The organism is Methyloversatilis universalis FAM5, from assembly GCF_000214035.2.
In the GTDB taxonomy this organism is placed as follows: domain Bacteria; phylum Pseudomonadota; class Gammaproteobacteria; order Burkholderiales; family Rhodocyclaceae; genus Methyloversatilis; species Methyloversatilis universalis.
In genome coordinates this window covers 104,748-121,900 of the sequence record NZ_AFHG01000029.1, presented here as the reverse complement: position 1 = coordinate 121,900, position 17,153 = coordinate 104,748, and the positions used below count along the sequence as shown (strand labels likewise).

Here is a 17,153-nt window from a genome sequence, read left to right as displayed (position 1 = left end):
TCAGTTCATCTGGGCGTGCAGGTCCTGCAGCGCATAGGTTTCAAGTTGGGAAATGCGCATGCCCGCACACGCGGCACGCGCGCCCTCTACGGTGGTGAACAGCGTGACCCGGCTGGCGAGCGCGCTGGTCCGGATGGAGCGCGAGTCGTTGATCGCCGAGCGCTTCTCATCCACCGTATTGACGATGAAGGTGATTTCATCGTTCTTGATCATGTCCACGATGTGCGGACGGCCTTCATTGACCTTGTTCACCGGGGTGACCGGCAGGCCGGCTGCAGCGATGGCGGCCGCGGTACCGCGGGTGGCCACCAGCGTGAAGCCCAGTTCGTGCAGTTCGCGCGCCACCTCGATCGCCTTGGCCTTGTCGGCCGGTTTGACCGAAATGAAGGCGCGGCCGCCGGTGGGCAGGCGCACGCCAGCCGCGAGCTGACTCTTGACGAAGGCTTCGCCGAAGGTACGGCCGACGCCCATCACTTCGCCGGTGGACTTCATTTCCGGGCCAAGGATGGTGTCCACGCCCGGGAATTTGACGAAGGGGAACACCGCTTCCTTGACCGAGTAGTACGGCGGCACGATTTCGCCGGTCACGCCCTGATCGGCCAGCGAGCGGCCGGCCATGCAGCGGGCGGCGATCTTGGCCAGCGGCAGGCCGCAGGCCTTGGACACGAAGGGCACGGTGCGCGACGCACGCGGGTTCACTTCGAGCACATAGACCGTGTCGCCCGAGGCGTCACGCTGGATCGCGAACTGCACGTTCATCAGGCCGACCACGTTCAGCCCGCGCGCCATCAGCTCGGTCTGGCGGCGCAGTTCGTCGCACAGTTCCGGCGTCAGCGAGAACGGCGGCAGCGAGCAGGCGGAGTCGCCCGAGTGCACGCCGGCCTGTTCGATGTGCTCCATGATGCCGCCGATGATGACCTGCTGGCCGTCGGAGAAGGCATCGACGTCCACCTCGGTAGCGTCGTTCAGGAAGCGGTCCAGCAGCACCGGCGAATCGTTGCTCACCTTGACCGCCTCGCGCATGTAGCGCTCGAGGTCGGACTGCTGATGCACGATTTCCATCGCGCGGCCGCCCAGCACGTAGCTCGGGCGCACCACCAGCGGGTAGCCGATCTCGGCCGCCAGGCGCACCGCCTGGTCTTCCGCCCGCGCGGTGCGGTTGGGCGGCTGCTTTAGGCCGAGGTCGTTCAGCAGCTTCTGGAAGCGCTCGCGGTCTTCCGCTGCGTCGATCATGTCCGGCGTGGTGCCGATGATGGGCACCCCATTGGCTTCGAGATCACGCGCGAGCTTCAGCGGGGTCTGGCCACCGAACTGCACGATGACGCCGACCGGCTTCTCGATGGCGACGATTTCCAGCACGTCTTCCAGCGTCAGCGGCTCGAAATACAGACGGTCGGAGGTGTCGTAGTCGGTCGACACGGTTTCCGGGTTGCAGTTGACCATGATGGTCTCGAACCCGTCCTCGCGCAGCGCGAGCGCCGCGTGCACGCAGCAGTAGTCGAATTCGATGCCCTGGCCGATGCGGTTCGGTCCGCCGCCCAGCACCATGATCTTGCGTGCCGAGGTCGGGTTGGCTTCGCACTCCTCTTCGTAGCTGGAGTACATGTAGGCAGTGTCGGTCGCGAACTCGGCCGCGCAGGTATCCACCCGCTTGAACACCGGGCGCACGCCCAGGGTCTGGCGGTGCAGGCGCAGCGCGGTTTCGTCGCACTGGAACAGCTTGGCCAGGCGGCGATCGGCGAAGCCCTTTCGCTTCAGATCGCGCATCGTCGCGGCATCGACGCTCTTCAGGCTGCGGCCGAAGAAGGCACGCTCGGTCAGGATGATGTCCTCGATCTGCGCCAGGAACCACGGGTCGATCTTGGTCAGCTGATGCACTTCGTCCAGGCTCATACCGTTGCGGAAGGCCTGACCGACATACCAGATGCGCTGCGGACCGGGCAGCGCCAGTTCGCGCTCCATCTCGTCCTGGTCGGTCTCGACCTCGTCGAAACCATAGACGCCGACTTCGAGGCCGCGCAGCGCCTTCTGCATCGATTCCTGGAAGCTGCGGCCCATGGCCATCACTTCGCCGACCGACTTCATCTGCGTGGTCAGACGGTCGTTCGCCTGCGGGAACTTCTCGAACGCGAAACGCGGAATCTTGGTGACCACATAGTCGATCGACGGCTCGAAGGACGCCGGCGTAGCGCCGCCGGTAATGTCGTTCTTCAGTTCGTCCAGCGTGAAACCGACCGCCAGCTTGGCAGCGATCTTGGCGATCGGGAAACCGGTGGCCTTGGACGCCAGCGCCGACGAACGCGACACGCGCGGGTTCATTTCGATCACGATCATGCGGCCATCGGCCGGGTTGATCGAGAACTGCACGTTGGAACCGCCGGTATCGACGCCGATCTCGCGCAGCACCGCGATCGAGGCGTTGCGCATGATCTGGTATTCGCGGTCGGTCAGCGTCTGCGCCGGGGCCACGGTGATCGAGTCGCCGGTATGCACGCCCATCGGATCGAGGTTCTCGATCGAGCAGACGATGATGCAGTTGTCGGCGCTGTCGCGCACGACTTCCATCTCGTATTCCTTCCAGCCGAGCAGCGATTCCTCGATCAGCAGCTCGTTGGTCGGCGAGGCTTCGAGACCGCGCTTGCAGATCTCGACGAATTCCTCGTGGTTATAGGCGATGCCGCCGCCGCTGCCGCCCATCGTGAAGGACGGACGGATGATGGCCGGGAAGCCGATGGTGGTCTGCACCTGCAGCGCCTCTTCCATCGAGTGGGCGATGCCGGAGCGGGCCGAACCGAGGCCGATCTTGGTCATCGCCTGCTTGAACTTCTCGCGGTCCTCGGCCTTGTCGATCGCTTCCTGCTTGGCGCCGATCAGTTCGACCTTGTACTTGTCGAGCACGCCGTGGCGGGCGAGGTCGAGCGCACAGTTCAGCGCGGTCTGGCCGCCCATGGTGGGCAGCAGCGCGTCCGGGCGCTCCTTCTCGATGATCTTCTCGACCATCTGCCAGGTGATGGGCTCGATATAGGTCACGTCGGCCATGCCGGGGTCGGTCATGATCGTGGCCGGGTTGGAATTCACCAGCACGACGCGGTAACCCTCTTCACGCAGCGCCTTGCAGGCCTGGGCGCCGGAGTAGTCGAACTCGCAGGCCTGGCCGATCACGATGGGACCGGCGCCGATGATCAGGATGGATTGGATGTCTGTACGTTTGGGCATTTGTCTGTGAGGGACTAGGGATCAGGGGTCAGGGATCAGGGTGAAATTTCCGGGCGGCTGCGCCGCCCGCATGCTTTCCCTAGGCCCTAGCCTCTCGCCCCTTTCCCCTCCTCCATCATCTTCACGAATCGATCGAACAGATAGGCCACGTCGTGCGGACCGGGGCTGGCTTCAGGGTGGCCCTGGAAGCAGAAAGCCGGACGGTCGGTCCAGGCCATGCCCTGCAGGCTGCCGTCGAACAGCGACACGTGGGTCACCCGCACATTGGCCGGCAGCGTGGCCGGATCGACCGCGAAGCCGTGGTTCTGGCTGGTAATGAGCACGCGGCCGGAGTCGTTGTCCTTGACCGGGTGGTTGGCGCCGTGGTGGCCGAACTTCATCTTCAGCGTCTTCGCGCCGGCGGCCAGACCCATCAGCTGATGGCCGAGACAGATGCCGAAGGTCGGAATCCTGCGGTCGAGGAAGGTGCGGATGGCCGCAATCGCGTAGTCGCAGGGCTCAGGATCGCCGGGGCCATTGGACAGGAACACGCCGTCCGGATTCATCGCCAGCACGGTGTCGGCCGGCGTCTGCGCCGGCACCACGGTCAGGCGGCAGCCGCGGCTGGCCAGCATGCGTAGAATGTTGCGCTTGACGCCGAAGTCATAGGCCACCACGTGGAAAGGCGTGGCGTCGGGCTTCACGAAGCCCTGGCCGAGCTGCCACTCGCCCTCGGTCCATTCGTAGGGCGCGGTCGCGCTGACTACCTTGGCCAGATCCATGCCTGCGAGACCGGCAAATTCGCGCGCCTTGGCCACCGCTTCCGCGGCGTCGACCTTGCCGGCCATCAGGCAGGCGCTCTGCGCACCCTTCTCGCGCAGCAGGCGGGTGAGCTTGCGGGTATCGATGTTGGCGATGCCGGGAATGCCCTGTTCGCGCAGGTAGGCATCCAGCGTCTGGTGACTGCGGAAATTGGACGAACGCAGCGGCAGGTCACGGATGACCAGGCCGGCGGCGAACACGCGGCCGGCTTCGACGTCCTCGACGTTGACGCCGGTATTGCCGATGTGCGGATAGGTCAGCGTGACGATCTGGCGGGTATAGCTCGGATCGGTCAGGATTTCCTGATACCCGGTGAGCGCGGTGTTGAACACCACTTCGCCGGTCGTGACCGTTTCCGCCCCTATGCTTTTGCCGTGAAAGACCGTTCCATCGGCGAGTGCAAGCAGCGCGGGCGCATGGGCGGACACGTTTTACTCCTGAATTGCGAATCTGGGGGACGGTGACGCGCGTGCGCCACATATGCGAAGCGGGAGGCGCCGTTTTGGGCACCTCCCGCTGATCGATACATTATAGCCCGAGGGTGGTGCGGCGCGCAATTTCGGTGCGTGCAGACACCGGTGACAAAGCGTAAACCAGAGCGAGCCGCATCCCGCTGTCAGGCCAGGACCGAAGCGCGCCCCGCCACCAGCGCCTCGCCCAGCCGAGCCAGAAGATGGTCGGCATCACGATGCAGACTGGCCAGGGCGCCGCTGTCGCCCGCCCGGGCGGCCTCTTCCAGACGGGACACGCAGACTTCGGTGCCGCGCGCACCGAACACCGACAGCGAACCGCGCAGCCGGTGGCCGACCCGGGCCACGACCTCGCAGTCCTGACCCTGTACGCCTGCCGCCAGCGTGCGACGCAGTTCCGGCAGCTCGCCAAGGAACACGTCGATCACCCTGAGCACCATGGCGCGGTCACCTTCCAGCGTTTCCAGCGTATGGGACAGGTCGATCGCCGGTTCGGCCGCCTCAGCACCCCAGTCGGCGGACACATGGCCGTGACCCGCACTGCGCATCAGACCGTTGATGTCGGAAATCGCGGTGTGCGTCATCGCGGCATCGTCGTCCGGCCGTTCGAGCACCCGTTCGAGCGCCGCCAGCAGATCTTCCGCCTTGACCGGCTTGCTCACGTAATCATCCATGCCTTCGTCCAGGCACAGTTCGCGGTCGCCCTTCATCGCGTTGGCGGTCATCGCGATGATGGGCAGATGCTGCACATGGTCGGTATCCACCACCCAGGAGCGGCGCTGCTCCCGCGCGCGTATGGCACGGGTGGCTTCGATCCCGCCCATGACCGGCATCTGCACGTCCATCAGCACCACGTCGAAGGATTCGCTGTCTATCAGGTCGAGCGCTTCCTGGCCGTTGTTGGCGACCGTCACCTTGTAGCCCGCCCGCTCCAGGGTACGTACCGCGACCAGCTGGTTCACCGGATTGTCCTCGGCCAGCAGCACATGCCGCACCGTCGCACTGCCCAGGCCGGAATGGACCAGCGAGCGCTCGATGTCGAGGTCACCGATGGTGAGCGCGAAATCGTCCAGTTCGTGCGCACTGTCGTCCGGCTGGCTGCTCAGGGCGTCGGTCAGCGCCGTCGCGAGTTCGCCCGCCGAGAACGGCTTGTGCAGGCGACCGCGCACGCCGAGCGAGCGCGCCAGTGCGTTGTCTGCGGCCTGGTTGGCGCCGCTGAGCATCATCACCACGCGATTGAGCCGGTTCGGCCCCTCGCAGAAGCCGGACACGAAATCGAAGGCGTCCTCGTCTGGCAGCGTGCGGTCGACCATCAGGATGTCGAACGGCCGTCCGCTGTCATGCGCCTGCCGCAGGGCCTGGCGCGCAGCCTGCACGGCGCCGACCGCCAGCGCCGAGGCCCCCATGTCGCCCAGCATGGCCGCCACGGCACTGCGGCTGGGCGGATGATCCTCGATCAGCAGCACCCGCAGACCGGGGAAACGCTGGAAATGCGGCGACAGGCCAGCGGCCTCGAGCACGCGGCAGCGCATGGTGAAATGGAAGGTGGAGCCCTGGCCCGGCGTGCTTTCCAGCCACAGCCGGCCGCCCATCAGCGACACCAGTCGGTTGCAGATGGCCAGGCCCAGACCGGTACCGCCGAAGCGGCGGGTGGTCGAGGTATCGGCCTGGGCAAAGGCTTCGAACACCAGGGCCTGCTTGGCGGCATCGATGCCGATGCCGGTGTCGCGCACCCACAGATGCAGTTCCGCATGATCACCCACCGCGGAGGGCATGCCGACCGCCTCGCAGCCGACCTCGATTTCGCCGCGCTCGGTGAACTTGACGGCGTTGCCGATCAGATTGACCAGAATCTGGCGCATGCGGCCCGGGTCGCCCAGCACGCGGCGCGGCAGATCGGGCGCGATACGGCAGTACAGCTCAACGCCCTTCTGCTGGGCACCGATGGCCAGCCCGCGCGCGGCTTCGCCGACCAGATCGGACGGCACGCACTCGACCTCCTCGATCGCCAGCTTGCCGGCCTCGATCTTCGAGAAATCCAGGATGTCGTTGATGATGACCAGCAGCGCATCGGCCGAGGTCTTGATCGCGTGCACGTACTCGCGCTGCTCGCTGTCCAGCGAGGTGTCCTGCAGCAGCGCCGACATGCCCATGATGCCGTTCATCGGGGTGCGGATTTCGTGGCTCATATTGGCCAGGAAATCGCTCTTGGCGCGGCTGGCGGCTTCCGCCTTTTCCTTCGCGCGCAGCAGTTCGACCTCGGCCTGACGACGTGCGTCGAGCAGACCGATCAGGCCGGATACGCTGACCACGCGACCGCGATCGTCGCGCTCGGTGGCGGTGGATTCGATGCGCAGCCACAGCACCTCGCCGTCGGCACGCCGCAGACGCAGGTCGAACGCCGGCTGCGCAGTGGCCCCTGCCAGCCGGTCTTCCAGCCAGCGGTCGAATCCGGCGACGTCGTCTTCATGAACGATGTCTCGCCACACCGCCAGCAGTTCGGGCAGTTCTGCCTGGCTGTAGCCCAGCGACTGGCGGAATTCCGGCGGCACCGCGAAGCGCGCGGTGGCGGGCTCCCACTGCCAGGCGTGGCGGGACGCATCGAGTTCGCTGCCCGCCTCGACCAGCCTGTCCATCTCCTGAAGCGCTGCCGACAGCGCGGCCGGTGCGGGCCCGGACGCAAGCCAGTCGGCGACCGCCCGCTCATCGGTGCCGGTCAGGCCGATCTGCTGCAGCAGGGATGACAGCGATGGATGCATGAATGAGGGTCAGAAAACTCCAGCCCCAATTAACGGCCTGCCGGGCGCCGACTGTAGTCGTGGCACCCGGCCCGACGGCGCTCAGCGCAGGCCGAGCACGTCCTGCATGTCGTACAGCCCGCTGCTGCGATCGACCAGCCAGCGCGCGGCGCGCAGACTGCCCAGCGCGTAGGGCATGCGGCTGGCCGCCTTGTGCGTGATTTCGACCCGCTCGCCGATGCCGGCGAACAGCACGGTGTGATCGCCGACGATGTCGCCGCCGCGCACCGTGGCGAAGCCTATCGTGTTCGCGTCGCGTTCGCCGGTATGGCCTTCGCGGCCGTAGATCGCGCAGTCGGTCAGCGAACGGCCCAGCGCGCCGGCCACCACCTCGCCCATGCGCAGCGCGGTGCCGGACGGCGCGTCCACCTTCATCCGGTGATGGGCCTCGATCACCTCGATGTCGTAGCCGCTGTTCAGGATGCGCGCGGCCACGTCGAGCAGCTTGAACACCGCATTGACGCCGACCGCCATATTGGGCGCGAACACGATGGCCAGCTCCTTCGACGCCTCGGCCAGCTGGGCGCGCTGCGCCTCGCTGAAACCGGTGGTGCCGATGATCATCTTGACGCCCAGGCGCTTGCAGATGTCCAGATGGGCCAGCGTGGCTTCCGGCCGGGTGAAGTCGATCAGGAAATCGGCACCGGCCAGCGCCGCCTCGACATCGCCGCGGATGAGCACGCCGCTTTTCACGCCCAGGAAGGCGCAGGCGTCTTCGCCGATCGCCGGCGAGTCCGGGCGGTCGAGCGCCGCGGCAAGCTGGGCGCCTTCGTCGCGCGTGGTGGCTTCGATCAGCATGCGGCCCATGCGGCCGGATGCCCCCGCGATCGCAATGCGCATCGGTGACATGAAATCCTTTCGGTTCGCTGGACGGGCGCGCCGGGCGCCCGGTGGAAAGTTACTTCTTCTTGTCCGGTGCCGCGACCTCGGACAGGTCGAGCGTACGGGTGCGCTGTTCCGGCGGCTGGATCTCGCCCTCTTCCGCCGCCACCACGTCGCCGCCCACGCTGACCAGCCTGTCGTCCTCGAAATAGACGATGAGGCGGCGCTGCTGCGTGTCTTCCGGCTTGTTGCCCGGCTTGAAGAAGTACACGTAGTCCCAGCGGTCCGGGTGGAACACGTCGGCCAGCATCGGCGTACCGAGCAGGAAACGCACCTGTTCGCGGCTCATGCCGGCCTTGAGCTGGCCCACCATTTCCTGGGTAACGAGGTTGCCCTGGCGGATGTCGATGCGGTAAGGATTGAGCTTGCTCACCACGTCGAGCGAATCCGGCACCTGGAAACTGCTGCAGCCCGCGATCAGCGGAACGAGGGCGACGCAGGCGCGGCGGGCGGTGACAAGGCGAACCAGGGGGGCGAAGGACATCGCGGCAGGACTCGAATGAAGATCGGACGGCCGGCGCAGCACGCCGGGCCGGACACGAAAGTCTATATTATAGCGACCTTGCCAATGCCTCCAGGCGACCCGGATGAGCGCAAATTCCCAGAACCTGAAAAACATCGGGCTCAAGGCCACCCTGCCGCGACTGAAGATACTCGAGCTGTTCCAGCGCGCGGACGTACGCCACATGAGTGCCGAAGACGTCTACAAGGCGCTGCTGCAGGAAGACATGGACATCGGTCTGGCCACGGTCTACCGCGTGCTGACCCAGTTCGAGCAGGCCGGCCTGCTCGAACGGCACTTCTTCGAGTCCGGCAAGGCGGTGTTCGAACTGAACGAAGGCCACCACCACGACCACCTGGTGTGCATCCAGTGCGGCAAGGTGGAAGAGTTCTACGACGCGGAGATCGAGCGCCGCCAGATCAAGGTGGCCAAGGAACGCGGTTTCACGGTGCACGACCACGCACTGACCATCTTTGCCGACTGCGCCACCGACGACTGCCCCAACCGCCGCAAGACGCTGCGGGGCTGAGCCCCTTCCACGCCTCCGATTCAGGGCCGCGCGCGGCCCGCTCCTGTCTTTTTCCATGGACGCACTGATCGCCTCGACCGCGCTGGTCGCGCTCGCCGAAATCGGCGACAAGACCCAGCTCCTCTCCTTCCTGCTGGCCGCGCGGCTGCGCAGGCCACTGCCCATCTGCCTCGGCATCCTGGTGGCCACCGTGCTCAATCATGCGCTGGCCGCCTGGCTGGGCGCGCTGGTGGCCTCGGTGCTGTCGCCGGATGCGCTGCGCTGGATCGTCGGTCTGGCCTTCATCGGCTGCGGCCTGTGGGCGCTGGTGCCGGACGAGCTGGAAGACACCGAGGTGGGCAGCGCGCACGGCGTATTCCTGACCGCCACGCTGCTGTTCTTCATGGCCGAAATGGGCGACAAGACGCAGCTGGCGACCGTGGCGCTGGGTGCCCGCTTCGAGCACGCGTTCTCGTGGGTGGTGACCGGCACCACGCTGGGCATGATGATCGCCAACGTGCCGGCGGTGTATGTCGGCCAGAAACTGGCCGCCCGCCTGCCGGTGAACTGGATACGGCGCATCGCCGCCGGCCTGTTCGTCGCCACCGGCGTCATCACGCTGGCGATCACCGGCAGCTGACCGGCGCGCCGGGGCTTCGGGCCGCCCACCGCCGGTCGCGGGCTCAGGGCATCCTGAACCGGTCGTCCGGCCTTCAGTAACCGAGCATTTCCCGCGCATGCGCGCGGGTGGTGTCGGTGATCACCTCACCACCCAGCATGCGGGCGATCTCATCGACGCGTGCATCGGCATCGAGCGGGGTCACCGCACTGCGCGTCTGGCCGTTGTCGCTGCGCTTGGCGATGGACCACTGCCAGTGCGCACGCGCTGCCACCTGCGGCAGATGGGTGACGCACAGCACCTGACGCGCCTCGCCCAGCCGCGCCAGCTGACGGCCGACCACCTCGGCCACCCGGCCGCCGATGCCGACATCCACCTCGTCGAACACCAGGGTCGGCGTGCCGCTGCGCGCGCTGGCGATCACCTGTATCGCCAGACCGATGCGCGACAGTTCGCCGCCGGACGCCACCTTGGCCAGCGGGGCCAGCGGCTGGCCCGGGTTGGCAGCGACATGGAATTCGATGTCCTCCAGCCCGGTGGCGGACGGCAGTTCGCGCGGCTGCATGACCACTTCGAAGCGGCCGCCCTGCATCGCCAGTTCCGACATGGCCGCGGTGACCGCATCGGACAGCTGGCGCGCCGCCGGCGCGCGCGCAGCGGACAGCGCACGCGCTGCCTCGATGCAGGCCGCCAGCGCCGCGTCACGCGCAGCGGCGAGTGCGGCCGGGTCGGATTCCAGCTGCAGCTGTTCAAGCCGGATACGGCTGTCCGCCAGCAGGCCGGGCAGACCTTCCGGCTCGACCCGGTGCTTGCGTGCGCAGTCCAGGACTGCCGCGATCCGTTCGTCGGCCCGCGCCAGCGCCTGCGGGTCGGCGTCGATGCGGTGGGCGTAGGTGCGCAGCGCACGCGCCGCCTCGTCCACCTGAGTGGCGGCGGATTCGACCAGGCCGCGGCATTCGGCCAGCGTCGGGTCGTAGGCCTCCAGCTTGCCGAGCAGCGCCGCGACATGCGCGAGCTGGGCGTCAAGCGCGGTGTCGCCCTCCTCGATCAGCGCCAGCGCTTCGGCCGACCCCTCCAGCAGCTGGGTGGCATGCGCCAGCCGGCCGTGATCCTGCTGCAGTTCGGCCCATGCCTGGGGTTCGAAGGCCAGCGCCTCCAGTTCCTCGACCAGCCACTGCAGCCGCTCGCGCTCGCGCGCAGCCGATTCGCTGTCCTGCAGCGCGCGCGCCAGCGCCTGTTCGCGCTGCTGCCATTCGCGATGCAGCCGGCCGACCGTCGCCACCTGGGCGGTCAGCCCGGCGTGCTGGTCGAACAGCGCGCGCTGGGCGGATTCGCGCATCAGCGCCTGGTGCGCGTGCTGGCCGTGGATGTCGATCAGCAGCCCGCCCAGCTCCTTCAGCTGGGCCACGCTGGCCGGCGCGCCATTGATGTAGGCGCGGGAGCGGCCGCCGGCGTCGATCACGCGCCGGGCGATCACCACACCCTCTTCCGGCTCGAAATCCTGCTCGCGCAGCCAGTCGGCCAGCGCGTCGTGGCCGGCACAGGCGAATTCGGCCGACAGTTCGGCGCGCTCGCAGCCATTTCGCACCACAGACGCCTCGGCCCGGCCGCCCATCAGCAGGCCGAGCGCATCCACCAGAATGGATTTTCCGGCGCCGGTCTCGCCGGTCAGCGCGCCGAAGCCGGACGAAAAATCGAGCTCCAGCCGGTCGACCAGAATGAAATCGCGGATGAATAGACGTTCGAGCATGAAACCCCGGCAGGAAACGGACAGTTCTGGACGATACGGGACGATACAGGGACCGCGGCTCTCCGGCGCAACCCGGGCGCGGCTCAGACTTCCTTCGGCGCCTCGCTCCACCGCAGCTTCTCGCGCAGCATGGCGAAATAGCTGTAGCCGGGCGGATGCAGCAGGGTCACCTGGTGCGGCGAGCGCTCGATGCGCAGCACGTCGTCGCCCTGGAGATTGACATGCTCCTGACCGTCGAAGTGGGCACGCGCGTCATGGCGGGAAAACAGCCGCACGTTCAGCACCGCGCTGTCGCCGAGCACGATGGGCCGCGACGACAGCGCGTGCGGACACAGCGGCACGATGAGCATGCCGCCGAGTGAAGGATGGACGATGGGGCCGTTGGCCGACAGCGAATAGGCGGTCGAACCGGTGGGCGTCGCGACGATGAGCCCGTCCGACCGCTGGCTGTAGACGAATTCGCCATCCACCCGCACCTCGAACTCGATCATGCGGCCGAGGTCGCCCTTGGAAATGACCACGTCGTTGAGCGCGAAGGCGGAAAACACCGCCCTGCCCTCGCGCAGCACCTGGGCCTGCATCAGCACCCGCCGCTCGGCACGGAAGTCGCCGCGCAGCAGCGATTCCAGCGATTCAAGCATGCTGGAGCGGGCAACGTCGGTCAGGAAACCCAGCCGGCCCTGGTTGATGCCGACCAGCGGCACGCCGAAGGGCGCGAGCTTGCGGGCCGCGCTGATCAGCGAACCGTCGCCGCCGACCACCACCGCGAGCTGTGCGCGCCGGCCCAGCGCGTCGAAATCGGCCGACTCGAAGCGGTCATCCGGCATCACTTCGGCCGATGCCTGCTCGATCAGCACCTCGCGGCCGGCGTCGCGCAGCCAGTGCGCCAGCGTGCGCAGCGACTCGGCCACTTCGGCGCTCTGGTACTTGCCGATCAGCGCAACGCAGCCGTAGGCCGGAGATTCGGTATTCATGCGCGGATTAAACCACAAAGGCCGGGCCCGACCGTGACACCGGGCCTGCCACGCGCGGCCTCCGGTGTCACTGTGTCAAGATGGCGGACAGGATGCCTGACGCCACGGCGCGCACTGCTCTAGAATCAGGCACTGGAAACATGATTCGCCCTGCGATGCCCCTCTGCCCGTTCCATGCTTGAAGACCGTTCGAGACTGCTGCTGAAAACCCTGGTCGAGCGCTATATCGCGGACGGCCAGCCTGTGGGTTCCCGCACGCTGTCGAAATTCGCCGGCCTGGACCTGTCGCCGGCCACGATACGCAATGTCATGTCCGACCTGGAGGAACTGGGCTACATCGCCAGCCCGCACACCTCGGCCGGCCGGGTGCCGACGCCGCGCGGCTACCGCTTCTTCGTCGACACGCTGCTGTCGGTGCAGCCGCTGGAGCCGGGTCAGATCAGCGAACTGAAGGGAGAACTGCGGCCGGCGGACCCGCGCCTGCTGGTCAACCAGGCTTCGCAGCTGCTGTCCCAGCTCACCCGTTTCGCCGGCATCGTGGTGGCGCCGCGCCGCCAGCTTCCGCGCATCCGCCAGATCGAGTTCCTGAGCCTGTCGGACAAGCGCATCCTGCTCATCATCGTGACCGAGTCGGGCGAGGTGCAGAACCGCATCCTGCTGACCGAAAAGAATTTTTCGCCGTCCGAACTGGTCACCGCGGCCAACTTCCTGAACCAGCACTACGCCGGGCTCGACTTCGATGAAATCCGCAACCGGCTGCAGGCGGAACTGAAGCAGCTGCACGGCGATCTGACGACGCTGATGGCGGCGGCACTGCAGGCCGGCAACGAGGCGTTCTCGGACGACAAGGGGCAGTACGTGATCAGCGGCGAGCGCAATCTGCTCGAGGTCGACGATCTGGCGTCCAACATGTCGCGCCTGCGCGAACTGTTCTCGCTGTTCGACCAGCGCACCCAGCTGGCCAGCCTGCTCGACCTGTCCCAGCGCGCCGAAGGCGTGCAGATCTTCATCGGCGGCGAATCCGGGCTGGCGCCGCTCGATGAGTGCAGCGTGGTCACCGCACCCTACGAGGTGCAGGGCCAGGTGGTCGGTACGGTGGGCGTGATCGGCCCCACCCGCATGGCCTACGAGCGGGTCATTCCCATCGTGGACGTGACCGCCAAGCTGCTGTCGAGCGCGCTCAGCCAGACCTGAGCCGGGCGCAGCCCGGCCCCGGTCACCCCTCAGTCAAACCCGAACGCCGTCCTTTCCCGGGCGGCCACAACAAGAACACGACATGTCCCGCTTCATCGCCGAACCGCCCTATACCCACGGCCAGACCGCCCGCACCGGCGTGCTGCTGGTCAATCTCGGCACGCCCGACCAGGCCGACGCACCGTCGCTGCGCCGCTATCTGAAGGAGTTCCTGTCCGACGACCGCGTGGTCGAAGTGCCCAAGCCGGTCTGGTGGCTCATCCTGAACGCCATCATCCTGAACGTGCGACCGAAGAAGTCGGCCGAGAAGTACGCCACCGTGTGGACCGACGAAGGATCGCCGCTGCGTGTGCATACCGAACGCCAGACCCGTCTGCTGCGCGGCTGGATGGTGGCCGAAGGCCAGCCGGACATCGAGGTCAGGCACGCGATGCGCTACGGCGCGCCTTCGATTGCCGACGTGCTGCAGCAGATGAAGGCGGAAGGTTTCACCCGCATCCTCGCGGTTCCGATGTATCCGCAGGGCGCGTCCAGCACCACCGGCTCGGTGGTGGACGAACTGGCGCGCGCGCTGCTGCGCTGGCGCAACCTGCCTGAACTCCGCTACGTGCGCGCGTTCGCGGGCGATCGCAGCTATATCGACGCGCTGGCCGCCAGCGTGCGCGAGCACTGGCAGAAGAACGGCCGCGCCGACAAGCTGGTCATGTCCTTCCACGGCGTGCCGCACTTTCACCTGATGAAGGGCGACCCCTACCACTGCGAATGCCACCGGACCGGCCGGCTGCTGGCCGAGGCGCTCGGTCTCGGAAAGGAGGACTATCTGGTCACCTTCCAGTCCCGCTTCGGCCGCGCCCGCTGGCTGGAGCCCTACACCCAGCCGACGCTGGAAAAGCTGGCGGATGGCGGCCTGAAGAGCGTGGACGTGATGTGCCCCGGCTTTGTCGCCGACTGTCTGGAAACACTGGAGGAAATCGCAGTGGAGAACCGCGACGCCTTCATCGCGCACGGCGGCCAGCGCTTCAGCTACATCCCCTGCCTGAATGAAAGACCGGACTGGATCGCCGCACTGGGCGGCCTGGTGCGGCGCGAACTGGGCCACTGGTGGGACGAGGCCGGCCAGCCTCAGCCTGAGCGCGCACTGCAGGCGCAGCGCGCCCGGGACATGGGCGCTGCGCGCTGAAGCGTGCAGCGCAAAGAAAAAGGCGACCCGCGGGTCGCCTTTTTTCATCGGCCGGAAGACATCAGGCGGCGGCGCGCGCCGGCAGTACGTTCTCGTCGTTCTTGGCCTTGCGCGGACGTCCGCGACGGGCCGCGCCCGGGTCGAACTGGCCGTCCAGCTTCTTCAGCGCATCCTTGCGCGCCTTCAGCGCCATCTTGAACGCACCTTCCTCGCCGTACTTGTTCACCGAAAACTTCACCCGCTTGCGGCGACCCGACGGCAGCGGCCAGGACGCCACCCAGAACCAGCGCTGCTTGTCCTCGGGCATGTCACGGGTTTCCGACGCACAGTAGCGGCAGACGCCAACCACGCCGGAGCGGTTGTTCTTCTTGACGATGCTGGAGTACTCCCGCAGCGAGAACGGCGGGAATTTCGAAATGATGTCGTCGCGGAACTGCTTGGCAGCGGTAAACGCTTTCTGCTTACCGCCGAACACGCCGTCGCTGAAATGCTTGCGGTGAATCACCCCGCGTCGCTGTATGGTCACGAGCCAGCCGTGGGTGCGGCTGGCCTCGTTATCAACGCGGCTGATGCCATAAACTGAATTGCGGCTCAAGGTTGCTCTCCTTCGATCAGCACCAGGGTGAAGCCGTGTGCTTGCAGGGAGAGTTTCGGCCTGCGGGATGGAAACTTTAGAAGCGGTCCGAGGGCAGGCGTCACGCTCGGCGTGCGCCGAGGCCCACCTGCAGGGCCGGCCGCCGGTCAGCGACGGACCGGGGCGTCAGGCAGCAGTTCGAGATCCAGACCCGAGCCGACCACCGAAAAACCGGACTCGGTCGGCATCATCACCTCCTCACCCTGGGCCGCAAGCGCGGCGTTGGCCCGTGCCAGGCGCTGCACCACGGTACTGATGAGCTGACCGCGGAAGTGCTCAAGACACTCTTCCGACGCCAGCGCCAGCGCCGACGGACTCACCTCGAGGAAGGCGACCGGCGAGATCGCCACCACGGTGGCCGATCGACGCAGGTGCGTCGGATCGAGGTAGCCCATTTCACCCACCACCTCGCCCGGCCCCAGCTCGGCCAGCAGGCGACCGCCCACCACCACGCGGACGTGACCGGACACGATGAGACCGAAACGGTTGTCGCCCTCGCCTTCACGCATCAGCACCGTACCTTCCGCGTACTGGCGCCAGTTCGAGAAACGCAGCACCTCCCACACCTCGACGTCGTCGAATTCGGTGAAGAAGGGCATCTTGCGCAGGATGGAAAAGCGCGTGGTGTCCGGCGGCACGTACTTGTCGTCGAGGATCTTGAAGCGGACCGACGACAGATCCTTGGCGAACTCCGCGCCGTTCTTGTAGCGGGAGTACAGATCCTTTTCCAGCGCCTTGCGGATCACCCGGTCCATCGCCTCCGGCACTTCCGGGTTCAGCTGGGACGCCGACGGCGGATCGGCGTTGATGATCTTGTAGATGAGCTGGGCCGGGTGCTTGGCGCGGAAGGGCAGCCGCCCGGTCAGCAGGTGGAACAGCACCACCCCCAGCGAGTACAGATCGGTCTTCTGGTTCAGCGGATAGCCCTTCACCTGTTCCGGGCTCATGTAGGCCGGCGAGCCCACGCCCATGATGAAGGTCGAATCCTTGTCGTTTTCCTTGGCCACGTTCAGCGCCAGACCGAAATCGGTCACCTTCACCAGGTCGTTGGCGCCGATCAGGATGTTGGCCGGTTTGATGTCTCGATGCACGACGCCATGACGGAAGGCGTAGTCGAGCGCCATCGCGCACTTGAACACGATGCTCACCGCCCGCGGCAGCGGCAGCATGGTGTTGAATTCGCAGTAATGGTCAAGCGGCTGGCCGTCGATGAATTCCATGACCAGATAGGCCCGGTTCTCTTCGACCTGCGCGTCGTAGATGCGGATGATGTTGGGGTGGTCGAGCCTGGCGGCGATCGCCGCCTCGGTCAGGAACAGTTTGCGCATGCGCCGCGACCACTTGCCCTGATCCCGGTTCTTGTCGCCGAAATCGACCAGCTTGACCGCGACCATTTCCTCGATGTCGTCGCACTTGCACAGGTAGACGGTCGCGGTGGCGCCTTTGCCGATTTCGCGGATGACCCGGTATTTGCCGATGCGCTCAAGCATGAGAAAGACAGGAAGGAAGCGTGGAACGCGTCATGAAGCGGGAATGATAGGGCATCGCCGGGAGCACGACAAAATTACCCACGTCGGCAGACCGGACAAGCCCCCGGAAAGGGGGCTTGAAAACCGTCCGGACGC

At 66.6% G+C, this 17,153-nt stretch carries 13 protein-coding genes; 4 read left to right on the top strand and 9 right to left on the bottom strand.

The window, feature by feature from the left end:
* The 5 genes from carB to METUNV1_RS01805 all read right to left on the bottom strand — a co-directional run bounded on the left by carB (position 1) and on the right by METUNV1_RS01805 (position 8,651).
* The gene (gene carB, locus METUNV1_RS01825; protein ID WP_008058266.1) at positions 1 to 3,216 is read right to left on the bottom strand and encodes a carbamoyl-phosphate synthase large subunit; all 3,216 of its coding nucleotides are present in this window, start codon (positions 3,214 to 3,216) and stop codon (positions 1 to 3) included.
* A gap of 86 nt (positions 3,217 to 3,302) precedes the next feature.
* Positions 3,303 to 4,445, bottom strand: a complete 1,143-nt coding sequence (carA, locus tag METUNV1_RS01820; protein WP_008058265.1) for a glutamine-hydrolyzing carbamoyl-phosphate synthase small subunit — start codon at positions 4,443 to 4,445, stop codon at positions 3,303 to 3,305.
* A gap of 188 nt (positions 4,446 to 4,633) precedes the next feature.
* Positions 4,634 to 7,246: a PAS domain-containing hybrid sensor histidine kinase/response regulator gene (locus tag METUNV1_RS01815; RefSeq protein WP_008058264.1), complete on the bottom strand. Its 2,613-nt coding sequence runs from the start codon at positions 7,244 to 7,246 to the stop codon at positions 4,634 to 4,636.
* 81 nt (positions 7,247 to 7,327) lie between these two features.
* Positions 7,328 to 8,125, bottom strand: a complete 798-nt coding sequence (dapB, locus tag METUNV1_RS01810; RefSeq protein ID WP_008058263.1) for a 4-hydroxy-tetrahydrodipicolinate reductase — start codon at positions 8,123 to 8,125, stop codon at positions 7,328 to 7,330.
* Between the two features lie 58 nt (positions 8,126 to 8,183).
* On the bottom strand, positions 8,184 to 8,651 hold the full coding sequence (locus METUNV1_RS01805; RefSeq protein WP_008058262.1) for an outer membrane protein assembly factor BamE: 468 nt from the start codon (positions 8,649 to 8,651) through the stop codon (positions 8,184 to 8,186).
* Positions 8,652 to 8,754: 103 nt separating this feature from the next.
* On the opposite strand from METUNV1_RS01805, the gene fur reads away from it, so the two are divergent.
* Both fur and METUNV1_RS01795 read left to right on the top strand, forming a co-directional pair.
* Complete coding sequence (gene fur / locus METUNV1_RS01800) at positions 8,755 to 9,198, top strand: ferric iron uptake transcriptional regulator (protein WP_008058261.1); 444 nt, start codon at positions 8,755 to 8,757, stop codon at positions 9,196 to 9,198.
* Positions 9,199 to 9,253: 55 nt separating this feature from the next.
* Complete coding sequence (locus tag METUNV1_RS01795; RefSeq protein WP_008058260.1) at positions 9,254 to 9,817, top strand: TMEM165/GDT1 family protein; 564 nt, start codon at positions 9,254 to 9,256, stop codon at positions 9,815 to 9,817.
* Between the two features lie 73 nt (positions 9,818 to 9,890).
* Here METUNV1_RS01795 and recN read toward each other — a convergent pair whose 3' ends face one another.
* Complete coding sequence (gene recN / locus METUNV1_RS01790) at positions 9,891 to 11,546, bottom strand: DNA repair protein RecN (RefSeq protein ID WP_008058259.1); 1,656 nt, start codon at positions 11,544 to 11,546, stop codon at positions 9,891 to 9,893.
* 83 nt (positions 11,547 to 11,629) lie between these two features.
* Positions 11,630 to 12,520: an NAD kinase gene (locus METUNV1_RS01785; protein ID WP_008058257.1), complete on the bottom strand. Its 891-nt coding sequence runs from the start codon at positions 12,518 to 12,520 to the stop codon at positions 11,630 to 11,632.
* 174 nt (positions 12,521 to 12,694) lie between these two features.
* On the opposite strand from METUNV1_RS01785, the gene hrcA reads away from it, so the two are divergent.
* Positions 12,695 to 13,714: a heat-inducible transcriptional repressor HrcA gene (gene hrcA, locus METUNV1_RS01780; protein WP_008058256.1), complete on the top strand. Its 1,020-nt coding sequence runs from the start codon at positions 12,695 to 12,697 to the stop codon at positions 13,712 to 13,714.
* A gap of 82 nt (positions 13,715 to 13,796) precedes the next feature.
* Positions 13,797 to 14,894 (top strand): ferrochelatase, encoded by a 1,098-nt coding sequence (gene hemH / locus METUNV1_RS01775; protein WP_008058254.1) that lies wholly within the window; start codon positions 13,797 to 13,799, stop codon positions 14,892 to 14,894.
* Between the two features lie 61 nt (positions 14,895 to 14,955).
* Here hemH and METUNV1_RS01770 read toward each other — a convergent pair whose 3' ends face one another.
* The gene (locus tag METUNV1_RS01770; RefSeq protein WP_008058252.1) at positions 14,956 to 15,489 is read right to left on the bottom strand and encodes an AP2 domain-containing protein; all 534 of its coding nucleotides are present in this window, start codon (positions 15,487 to 15,489) and stop codon (positions 14,956 to 14,958) included.
* 146 nt (positions 15,490 to 15,635) lie between these two features.
* Positions 15,636 to 17,018 carry a protein kinase domain-containing protein gene (locus tag METUNV1_RS01765; protein ID WP_008058250.1) on the bottom strand — a complete coding sequence of 461 codons (1,383 nt, stop codon included), beginning with the start codon at positions 17,016 to 17,018 and terminating at the stop codon, positions 15,636 to 15,638.
* Positions 17,019 to 17,153 lie beyond the last annotated feature (135 nt).